Raw genomic sequence first — 10093 nt, 5'->3', positions numbered from 1 at the left:
CCTTCGTCAGGGTCCCCGTTTTGTCGAGCGCGACGGCATCGACTTCGCCCATCGCTTCGAGGTGGTCGCCGCCCTTGATGAGCACGCCGTTTTTCGCGGCGCTCGTAATTCCCGACACCACGGAGACGGGCGTCGAGATGACGAACGCACACGGACACGCGATGACAAGGAGTGTCAGACCACGGATGAACCACGCTTGCCAGCCCCCGGGAAGAACTACCGAAGTTCCCGCAACGTCGAGGGTGAGACCGTCACCGATGAGCAACGGCGGTACCGCAGCAGTGAGTATCGCCAGCACGACGACGGTAGGCGTGTAGTAGCCTGCAAACCGGTCGACGAACTGCTCTTTGTCGGTTTTCTTCTCCTGTGCGCCCTGCACCAGTTCGATGATTTGGGACAGCGTCGACTCGCCTGCTGTCGAGGTGACTTCGACTTCGAGGTACCCGCCTTCGTTGATCGTCCCCGCGTACACGTCGTCACCCGTCGACTTGTCGATCGGAACCGACTCTCCCGTTATCGGCGATTCGTCGACCGCGCTCTCGCCGTCGGCGACCGACCCATCCAGCGGTATCTTGTCGCCGGGACGAACGATGACGGTCTCACCGATGGCCACGTCCTCTGCTGGAACAGTCACCTCCTCACCCTCCCGTCGGACCGTCGCTTCGTCGGGCGAGAGCTCCATCAGTTCGCGCAGCGAGTCGCGTGCACGGTCCATCGCGTAGTCTTCGAGCAGTTCGGCGATGCTGAACAGAACGGCCAGTGTCGCCGCTTCGACGAAGTACCCGATGCCCGTCGCGGCGATGATAGCCGTCCCCATCAGCAGGTCGATGTCGAGACTGAGATTCCGGGCCGAGTAGTAGCCACTCCGGACGACGGGATACCCGCTACTTACAATCGCCACGAGAAACAGCCCGTCGGCGACCGAGAGCGGGTAGTCGATGATGGTCGCTATCGTGGGGTCGACGCCAGTGAGGACGAACTCGACGAGCAGGCCGAGCGTGACGAACACCGCTCCGACCCACGTCTTGAGCGCCCGCGGACTCGTCCAGATATCCGATGGTGGTGCGATGCCCATCCCATCGGTCGACTCGTCGTCGGACCCACTACTGACGACCTCGTATCCCGCCCCCTCGATAGCCGCAACGACGTCGCTCTCGCTGACTTGCTCCGAATCGTACGTCACGGTGGCTGTCCCAGTAGTCGGTTGCAGCATCGCCTCGGTGATGCCATCGACTCGCTGGAGGCTCTTGTCGACTTTCTGGGCGCAGGAGGGACAGTCCATCTCGGGGACCGTGAGCCGGACGGACACCCCCCGGCGATGCCCGTCGTCCTGCGTGTGGTCGACACTGTATACGTCGTCTGTCATTACGTGAACGGAGGGCCGTCACGGCGATAGGCCTTCATTGGAATATTCCAAGTCAACCACTGCAACCTCAAGAGGTGGTCGACGGAGAATCCCGCATCGATTCCGTGTCGACGTACCGCGCTGCCAGTTGTGCTTCGGCTCGACGAAGTCGGTAGGTGAGCGTCGACCGTGGGACGCCGAGATGCTTGGCCAGTTCCCCGACGTCGACCGCCCGTGGCGTTTCGTAGTAGCCGTGTTCGACGGCTGCTTCGAGTGCTGCCGCCTGTTCGGGCGGGAGTTCGTCTCGGTTGCTGTGGCGATATCGCCTCGTTACTTCGGTGTCTGTCGTCCGGAGCATCTCCATCTCCGCACAGGTGCCGACTGCCGCCTCAAGGTCGTCGAAAAACGCCCCCACATTACCCTGTCCCGAGTGGATGATGCGCCACGTGTAGTGACGCCCCTCGTGACGTGTGTCGAACAGAACTCCGTCCCCGAGGTGTGCTCGCGCGATGTGGGGGACCGACGAGCAGTCCGGGGTCCGCTCCCAGTACGAGTAGAGCACGAGCGTGTCGTCGGTGTGGTCGAGGACCTGCGTCGACTGGGTCGCCCCGCAGTCGTCGGTCGCCAGACAGTCCGCGTAGTAATCAGCGGTCAAGAACGTCTCTTCGATATCGTCGAGGGCGGCTGGCGTCCCGGTCGCGTGGTCGACACGCCAGAGACGCTCCGCGGTCGCATGAAGCGAGAGTGAGCGAATCCGTGCGCCAGGATGAGCCGCGAGCGTGTCTGCTACGCGGTTACAGCCGGGGTCGTATTCGAGGGCAAAGACGAGACTCCGCATACGCTCTAGTGAGGGGTGGACGGAATAACGAGTCGGGTCGGTGGTCGTTAGATAGTGTCGTCAGGGTCGTGGCGGTCACGCATTCGCTAGGCTTCTGCAGCGTACTGTTCCTGTTGCTCGGTGTCGTCGACACTTCCGAGGTTGTCGTGCTCAGCATCGACGGCTGCAGTCGTGTCCCGAACGTCGGTGAAGGACGTCAGCGCTCGATCTTTCCGGTAGTACTCTTTGCCGTCCGGGGTTGCGTACGTGAGGATGATGAGATTCTGCTCGTCGTCAGAATAGGTTCGTTCGACCAACCAGACACGGACGCTGTTCGTTGGTTCGTTCGTCATCGTCGCTGGGTTGCTCCGAATGGTGTAAGACCCACGCTGGTATCCCCACTCGCGGGTCAGCATCCACCGGCGCGTCGATCGCGCAGCCGAGGCCGCCGAGGGGCTCGACAGTACGCGTGTCTATCCACACGGCCTCCGCGCGACCGCCAGCACCTTCCACGCCGCTCGCGGGCTGACTGGCCTCCCCCTCCAGGCGTTCATGGGGTGGGAGAAGCTCGCGACTGCCGAAACCTACCTCAACGGGACGACCGAGGCGACCCGCTGAGCACTCCAATCGGTTCACTCCTCGCGATAGCCCGTTCGACTTTCTTTCACGCCGCTTTGGTGTGACGCAGCTGTTAGAGTTGTGCCGCGAGTCTAACATGTGACTCCTGTCGGATAGGTCGTGTGTCGTCTACCAGCCTGCTGCATACAGAGGGTGTATCCAGCAGACTCTCAATCGATACCCACCGAATCTTGGTTGGTGGTCGTCACAAACCGCGAAGAGTAGGTGTGAAACGCGTTTGCGCTCCGTTCAAAAGTGATCGATTCGGTACCCTTGGGCTACGACTGCTCTTCGGTCCACTGGAGAAGCGGTTCTAACCGCTCACGAACTTCGTGTCCATCGTCGGTCAACGCGTACTCCACACGCGGCGGAATCTCGTTGTACTGCGTTCGCGAAACCAGTCCAGCCTCCTCAAACTCGGCCAATCGCTTCGAGATCGTCGAGGAGCTGGCGCTTGTGAGGTGCGCTTCTATCTCGCCGAACCGAAGGGATTCATGGGCACCGACGATACTCACCAGTTGCATCGCGTACTTTCGGCTCAGCGTGTTGATCACGCCTGTTAGCGGACAGTAACACGTCCCGTCAACGTCGCACGTCGGTTCCGGGGGAGATGTGGCGTCTGCCATTACTTCGTGGCCTCCAACTTACTCCACCACTTCGGACTCCACAGTATAACAGCTTCGCGTTGTAAACCAAAGGCAGCAATGGCTACCGACCACTCCTACGACCTCGTGATTCTGGGCGGCGGCGCAGCAGCGTTTGCAGCCATCACCGAAGCCGAGCGACGAAATCTCTCGACCGCGATGGTGAACACAGGACTCCCGCTTGGCGGGACGTGCGTAAACGTTGGCTGCGTCCCGAGCAAGCACCTTCTGGAAGTCGGGAAGACCGCCTTCGAACCACCGCGCAACCCCTTCGACGCCGTGGCGTACGACGACGATCAACCGAGAACTGACTGGTCGGCAGCAATCAACGAGAAGGACAGCATCGTCGGGTCACTCCGCGAGCAGAACTACGTGAACGTGGCTGATCACTTCGGGACTGACATCTACGAGGGCTATGGACGCCTGGTCGACGACACGGCAATCGAGGTCATTGGCGGCGAGGATGCTGGCACGACCATCACGGGAGAGAAAGTACTCATCGCAACCGGTAGCTCGCCCCACATCGAGCCGATCGACGGGATCGAGAGTATGGACTACGAGACCAGCGAGACGATCCTTGAGCGTCGTGATTGCCCCGAGAGCGTCGTGATGATCGGCGGTGGCTACGTCGCACTGGAGTGGGGACAGATTCTCTATCATATGGGAGCGGACGTGACGCTCCTCCAGCGGTCGAGCCACGTCCTCTCGGGAATGGAGGGCCAACTCGGACGCGAACTCCAGCGATGTTTCGAGGCGGACGGAATCGAGGTCGTAACTGATGCCACGGTTGACCGAGTTCGCGAGGAGAACGGAGACGCGTCCTCAGGCACCGTTTCCGTAGACGTGACCGTCGGTGAGGAGTCGCGCACGTACACGGCCAGCGACCTATTCGTCTCCACCGGTGTCAGACCCAACACGGACGATACCGGACTGGTCGAGATCGGCATCGAGACCGACGACTCCGGAGCCGTCGTCGTGGACGAGACGTTCCAGACGGCGAATCCGGACGTGTACGCTGCGGGCGACTGTATCGGTGAGCCGATGCTGGAGACCGTCGCCGCCAAGGAGGGCAACCACGCGGTGACGAACGCCTTCGGGGACGAGGGCGCGACCATCGACTACCATGCCGTCCCCAAGGTGGTGTTCACAAGCCCCGAGGTCGCCGCGGTCGGGACGACGGAACTGGAGTACATGGACGAACACGGCACCTGTACCTGCCGAACAGTGAAGATGGAGGACGTCCCGAAGGCGAAGGCCGTTGAGGACACACGTGGGCTGGTGCAGGTCGTCAAGCACCACGAGACCGACGAGATTGTCGGCGTCCACATGATCGGGCCTCGGGCTGCCGATATGATTCCCCAGGCGACGCTGGCCGTGAAATTCGGCCTCACCATCGACGACATCATCGACACTATCCACCCCTTCCCGACGTTTTCGGAGGCCTTCAAGCACGCCTGTCAGGCGTTCCGCCGAGACACGTCGAAGATGAGTTGCTGCGTCGAATAGGGTTGTATCCGCTGCAACATTGAAAATCAGTAGGCGCCTCTGACCGCGTTGAGTAGTTGTCGAACGCGTCTTTCCCGACTCACCCTGTTGCTGTAATCGCGCCTTCTATGTAGCACGACGAAACTGACGGAACGGCGAGTGGTTAGCTTGCTATCTGATCGACCCACGCTCTCTGTCTACCAATACCGGCAAGCGACGAGATGGCTTTCTTTCGAACCAGCTCGCGGTGACTCAGCTGGTAGACCCGTGCTGCAAGTCTGTCAATCGGTTGCGTTAGCCGTCGCTTCGCGAGCATCGCCCAACCACTCTGGTGGTTCTACTGTCGTGGTCCCGAATGCACCAAACTGGGCTGTTCGGGTCCCTTCGACGCTCTGCTCAGGACTATTGGACAGGTGGCCAGTGTACTCAACTCGGTACCCCTCAACCCGCCCATCGGCGCTCATCGTCACCGTAACTGTTCCCTCCGTCACAGTGATCGGGACGCTCCCAGCGTACTGCTGCCCGGAGAGTCCGTGCAATCGCAAGACGAGCATCCCATCGTCGGTCGAGAGGTTCGTCAGCTCAGTCTCAGTGTAGTACTGTTGGAGTGTACTGCTCGGTATCCCCTCTGGTGTCCCTGCTGCTGGGGGTGAGACGTAGACGGGTCCGTCTGGACCCTCCCCACGGAAGAAGTAGTCGCTGCCCGTGAACCATCGTTCGACGTCTCGAACAGAAGACTCGAACCACACAGACGTTCCGGCGTCATATCGGCTGGTTGAGTAGGCGACTGAGTGATTAGCAGACACTCGTGTTGTCGCTGTCGCATTTACGAGCGCTGTACCGTTCTCAGCCGTCAACGACTGTCCATAGACCACGGTGAAACTCGTGTTCTCGAGCGCCTCTGTATGGGTTGCGGTGATAACGAGTGGGTCGACACGCTCCTCTGAGAGACCATTTGGGAGAGTATTGAGGGGGCTATCAGTCGGTATCTGTGCTGGCGTCGTGGGCGTTGTGGTTGCATCATTGGGTCCAAGCATACCACCACAGCCAGCAAGACACACTATTCCAACGACGACAAACGGGAGGGCATTCCGCATGATGCTTCCGTAATAATAGTCGAAGTATCAAACCACCGATGGTGTACATACACCGTCACGATAGACCTACGCTCTCTGTCTAACAATCCCGGCAAACGATGCACGCCGATGCTGACCAGTGCGAAAGCCCGGCGGCCGTGGTCGCCCGGACCGTGGAGGTGGGTGGGGCGGTGGCTCGCGAAAAAAGCCCGCGACCGGCCTACGTCCACCAGCGCCCGCGCTCGGGGAAGACAACTCGACTCCACCCCGTCGCGACGAGCGAACACCGACCACGGTGCCAGCTCTTTGTGACGTTACAGAATCGCACCACCTCGCCCTCCGCCACGATGGGCTGATTCGAGCGCTCCCACACCGTGAACTTCGTCACCGCACTCTCACCGGCGATCAACCCGACCTGCTGGATGTTCGGCGTCGAGGGCTCCCATAGTTCGACGATTTCGCCTTCCACCGTCACCTCGCCCACTGGGACCTCGGGCACCTCCGCGATGGGCACGATGACTCCCGAGATGCGCTTCTCGTCCTCAACCGTCTTCAGCACCGCACTGCCCACGTCCTCGCCACTGACGACTCGTTCTGCGATCCGCCGCGCCACGACCGCTCGACTCTCACCGCCACGCACTCGCTGGTGCACTCTGCTCGCCTGCCGGTTTACCTCGCCGAGCTCCGCTCGCGACAATTCTTCTCTGGGGTCGACGCGCTCCTCCCGCACGCGCCCACACGTTTCTTCAACTACCGCCCGCGTCCGCTCGGCTCGTCCTTCCTGGCTGCCGAATGTTGCCTGCGCACTGATGTGCGCCAACTCTTCTTCCCGCGCGCGGATGCACTCCTCCTGTTCGAGAGTCACGCCGTAGATCCGCTCCTCGCTCGTGTCGACCATCCCGTCCGGGTGGTTCGAATCCACCTTCGCCTGGATCTCCTGTTCGACGGAGGCCCGAAACTCCGGGGTCTCATCAACCACCTCGAAGCCGTCCTCGTCGACGTGCTCGTCCGCCTGTTCGACGCGCTGTTCATCGACCGAAACCTCATTACTGAATACGTTCCTAGTTGCCATTGCGGAATCCGAAGGCGCTCACTGAGCGTCCGACACTGCGATCTGATCCATCGCAGTTTTCCACACACGACGACCCGACCAGTCACGACTGCGCGCTCGCTCGCGCCTTCGCGAGCGCCCCTGGGCGCGAGCGAGCGCGCTTCGAGGTGACCCGCACCACAGAGCACCGCGCGGCGTCCGCCCGGAGCGAGCGGCCAGCGGAGTATGCGTCGCGGGGGGAGCGCAGTGACCCCCCGACGGATACCCGCTGGCGTCGAGGGCACACGCCCGGAATGGTGAGCGACGAACGGAGCGAGCCACAGGCCCGGACTGGTCGGTCGCGAGCGAATCGCGGGCCCGAGCATAGCGAGGGACCGCAGCGGAGGGCGGCACGCGCCGAGCGGGGCGGGCCAGAACGACACACCAGCACCACCAGCTACTGACTGCTGGCCGGCTCCTCCTCCTCGAAAGTCACGTGCGGTCGAACCGCGTCGATGAGCTCACGAGCGGTCCGCTGAATCCGCCCGAGTCGCTCGTCGATGGTCTCGACGGCCTCACCACTCCACGCGGTGACGTACAACGCCGACGTGCTGGCGTCAAGCCCAAAATGCTGGGCGACGACGTATGCGACCGCCTCGGCTTCGACTTCCGTCGTCGAGTGCTCGTCGTCCGAGCGCTCTGCGTGCAGTTCAGCGTGTGCGAACTCGTGGATGGCCGTCCGGGCCTGGTCAGCGGTATTTCCGCAATCGAGGATTTCGATGACCGGTGGGTCGGAGCGTGGGGCACAGACGCCCTTGGCCGACCCGTGGGACCACTCGGCCTCGGGAACAAGCGAGTAGTCGTATCCCCGCTCGTGTGCGACGGCTTCTAACGCGGGAGCGAGCGCCGACGCGTCCCCAGACGCGGCCATGTCGACCTCGGGAAGTGGTTCGCCCTCGGTCTGAGAGACGTCGAACACGGGGACGGGTTTGAACGCGACTACGCCACGCTCCCACTCGTCGGCCGGCACCTCGCTTCCCTCGCATGCTGATCCCTCGCAGTACGAGGGGCTGTTCCCACACGCGGGACACTGCTTCGCCATGATCGGCGCCCAAATCCAAATGGCCTGTTCGCCCTTCTGCACGGTGCGGTCGAACTCCTCGCGCCATGTGTTGAACCCCGCCACACGGGTCGCGTCGGGCCGCTGGAGCGCGATGAGCAGTTGGTTCTGCGTCGAGTACTCGTGGAACCGACTCATCACGTCTAGCCACTGCTGGAACTGCTCGTTCGTCTCTGCGTCCGCAACGCCTTCTCGCAGCTGGTCCAACCAGTCGTCGATGGCGCCACTCATCCGGTCGGCGCGGTCCTCAGTCTCCGAAAACGAAACACGGGCGGTGCTGTCGGCTGTCGAATGCTGTCGGGTCATCACTGAAATCAGGTCCACGGTCGAACGCGCTGCCGTGCGCCCTGCACCGCTTGAGGGCCGACAGACACCACCGACGAGCGACGCAGCAATCGTTACCCCACAGTTCCTAGACGATTCGGTGTGGTGGGGTAACGAAAAGCTGCGTTCGACTCCGCTGGTCGTGACGCAATCCGGCGGTCCGGGGGTCACTCTACCACCGGCCTGTGCCATCGATGGAGACGCCCCACCCGCGGGGGCGGCCATTTCGGACGGCCAGAAGCAAACCACTCGCACGAGTCATAGACCTCACACCCACGAAGCGGAACACTGCACGCGATTCTCGGCATGTTGAAACGCACACAATCGGCCCCGCCAGGCGAGGCTGTCTGCACGCTGGACCACCCTCATCGGGGCCACATCATCCAGCACTCTGCTCACGACCGGGGTCTCACACAGCGCTAGGATGACTTTTGTATATTCGGGGTGAGCATCCGCATATGGCCGACCAGTACCGGTTCTCGCACGACGACGATGGCGACACACTCCACATCGACGTCCATACCGACACTGACCTCGCCGTGCCATTGCTTCGGTGGAGGGTCGAGACGACCGGCGAGACTGGTGGCCGCGGTACACTGACACTTCCAGACGATATGCCCGGCGGGTTCGACCAGACCGTCACCGAGCCCCGGTTCCGCTTTCACACGGACGTCACTGCGATATCGTTCGGCGGCCGAGACCGGGTCGGCCTCACTCTCCCTCGACCGCTGGCCGCGGACCTCACGATCAAACTCGAAACCATGGAAACGCCGGTGATCGGTGGCGAACACATCTGTGCGGACCCGGCGGCGTTCCCGCCCGTCATCGACGGTCAGAGCCGCTCGGACTACTATCAGCGGCTCGAACAGGCCTACTGGAGCGAGGGTGAACACGTCATGTGGTATGTCGATGAGATGGGCATCACGATCGGATACCAGATCGACGACGGCCACCTGATTCAGCGAGCGCGTGCGCACCGCCGCGCGAGGACAACCTCGCCCGGCATCCCCCCGCTCTTTCGTCACTGATGACTCCTCAGGCAGACGACACGCGCGGACCAGGCAGCCGCTGGAACGGCTGCCCACGACCGCCAGCGGGTCGACGATCACTCGCACACGTCTCTGAGGGCGCTGCAGACACGCTCTCCTGAGTCTGCGGGAGCATCGGACACCGTACAGGGCGACAGACGCCCCTCCGGAGAGCGAACGGAGGGTTACCCCACAGTGCGAGTTAACTCTACATTTGTGGGGTAACAACGCCTCCCGTCGCGCCGCCATCCGAATCACGGGCCCCGAGGGCCACAGGAGAGGGCCTGTTCGTGGTGGTTGGTTCGACACCTCCGCACTCACTTGCCCCGACTGCACCACGATAGACCGGATGTAGCTCGGCATCAACGCCGTCCGGTGCAGACGGGTCTCACGCTCGGGTCCGTACCCACCTACAGCAGAGGAAGCCGCTGTCGTACTCGCGAGCCCCAACACCGAAGTTGGCGATGGACGGCTCGTGTGAGGTCTTGCTGGAGCACCCCGATCTCCTCATAGAACGTCCGCTGGCTGGCGGGCAGCTCTCGAAGAGACGCACCACACGCGGTACAGACGAGTTCGAGTTCGCCACGGAGGGCACGGTCGACTGCC

The 10093-nt window shown here is 62.4% G+C and carries 9 protein-coding genes; 2 read left to right on the top strand and 7 right to left on the bottom strand.

Annotated elements, in window-relative coordinates; all coding sequences use genetic code 11:
• From GQS65_RS12475 to GQS65_RS12460, 4 genes are all read right to left on the bottom strand, one after another.
• On the bottom strand, positions 1–1366 hold a 1366-nt coding region (locus GQS65_RS12475), incomplete at its 3' end, for a heavy metal translocating P-type ATPase (RefSeq protein WP_158204978.1).
• Positions 1367–1433: 67 nt separating this feature from the next.
• Complete coding sequence (locus GQS65_RS12470) at positions 1434–2183, bottom strand: helix-turn-helix domain-containing protein (RefSeq protein ID WP_158204977.1); 750 nt, start codon at positions 2181–2183, stop codon at positions 1434–1436.
• An 86-nt stretch (positions 2184–2269) separates the two neighbouring features.
• Positions 2270–2515, bottom strand: a complete 246-nt coding sequence (locus tag GQS65_RS12465; protein ID WP_158204976.1) for a hypothetical protein — start codon at positions 2513–2515, stop codon at positions 2270–2272.
• 543 nt (positions 2516–3058) lie between these two features.
• Positions 3059–3406 carry a winged helix-turn-helix transcriptional regulator gene (locus GQS65_RS12460; RefSeq protein WP_158204975.1) on the bottom strand — a complete coding sequence of 116 codons (348 nt, stop codon included), beginning with the start codon at positions 3404–3406 and terminating at the stop codon, positions 3059–3061.
• 78 nt (positions 3407–3484) lie between these two features.
• Here GQS65_RS12460 and merA point away from each other — a divergent pair, with 78 nt between their 5' ends.
• The gene (gene merA / locus GQS65_RS12455; RefSeq protein WP_158204974.1) at positions 3485–4930 is read left to right on the top strand and encodes a mercury(II) reductase; all 1446 of its coding nucleotides are present in this window, start codon (positions 3485–3487) and stop codon (positions 4928–4930) included.
• Between the two features lie 260 nt (positions 4931–5190).
• Here the strand turns inward: merA and GQS65_RS12450 are convergent, their stop codons facing one another.
• The 3 genes from GQS65_RS12450 to GQS65_RS12440 form a co-directional block, all read right to left on the bottom strand.
• Positions 5191–6006 carry a DUF7537 family lipoprotein gene (locus GQS65_RS12450; RefSeq protein WP_158204973.1) on the bottom strand — a complete coding sequence of 272 codons (816 nt, stop codon included), beginning with the start codon at positions 6004–6006 and terminating at the stop codon, positions 5191–5193.
• A gap of 199 nt (positions 6007–6205) precedes the next feature.
• Positions 6206–7057 carry a DNA-binding protein gene (locus GQS65_RS12445; RefSeq protein ID WP_158204972.1) on the bottom strand — a complete coding sequence of 284 codons (852 nt, stop codon included), beginning with the start codon at positions 7055–7057 and terminating at the stop codon, positions 6206–6208.
• Positions 7058–7472: 415 nt separating this feature from the next.
• Positions 7473–8366 (bottom strand): ArdC-like ssDNA-binding domain-containing protein, encoded by an 894-nt coding sequence (locus GQS65_RS12440; protein WP_233265126.1) that lies wholly within the window; start codon positions 8364–8366, stop codon positions 7473–7475.
• Positions 8367–8917: 551 nt separating this feature from the next.
• Here GQS65_RS12440 and GQS65_RS12435 point away from each other — a divergent pair.
• Positions 8918–9487, top strand: a complete 570-nt coding sequence (locus GQS65_RS12435) for a hypothetical protein (RefSeq protein ID WP_158204970.1) — start codon at positions 8918–8920, stop codon at positions 9485–9487.
• Positions 9488–10093: the final 606 nt, after the last annotated feature.

The sequence above is a fragment of the Halomarina oriensis genome (genome assembly GCF_009791395.1).
Classification (GTDB): domain Archaea; phylum Halobacteriota; class Halobacteria; order Halobacteriales; family Haloarculaceae; genus Halomarina; species Halomarina oriensis.
This window is presented reverse-complemented; position numbering and strand designations above follow the sequence as displayed.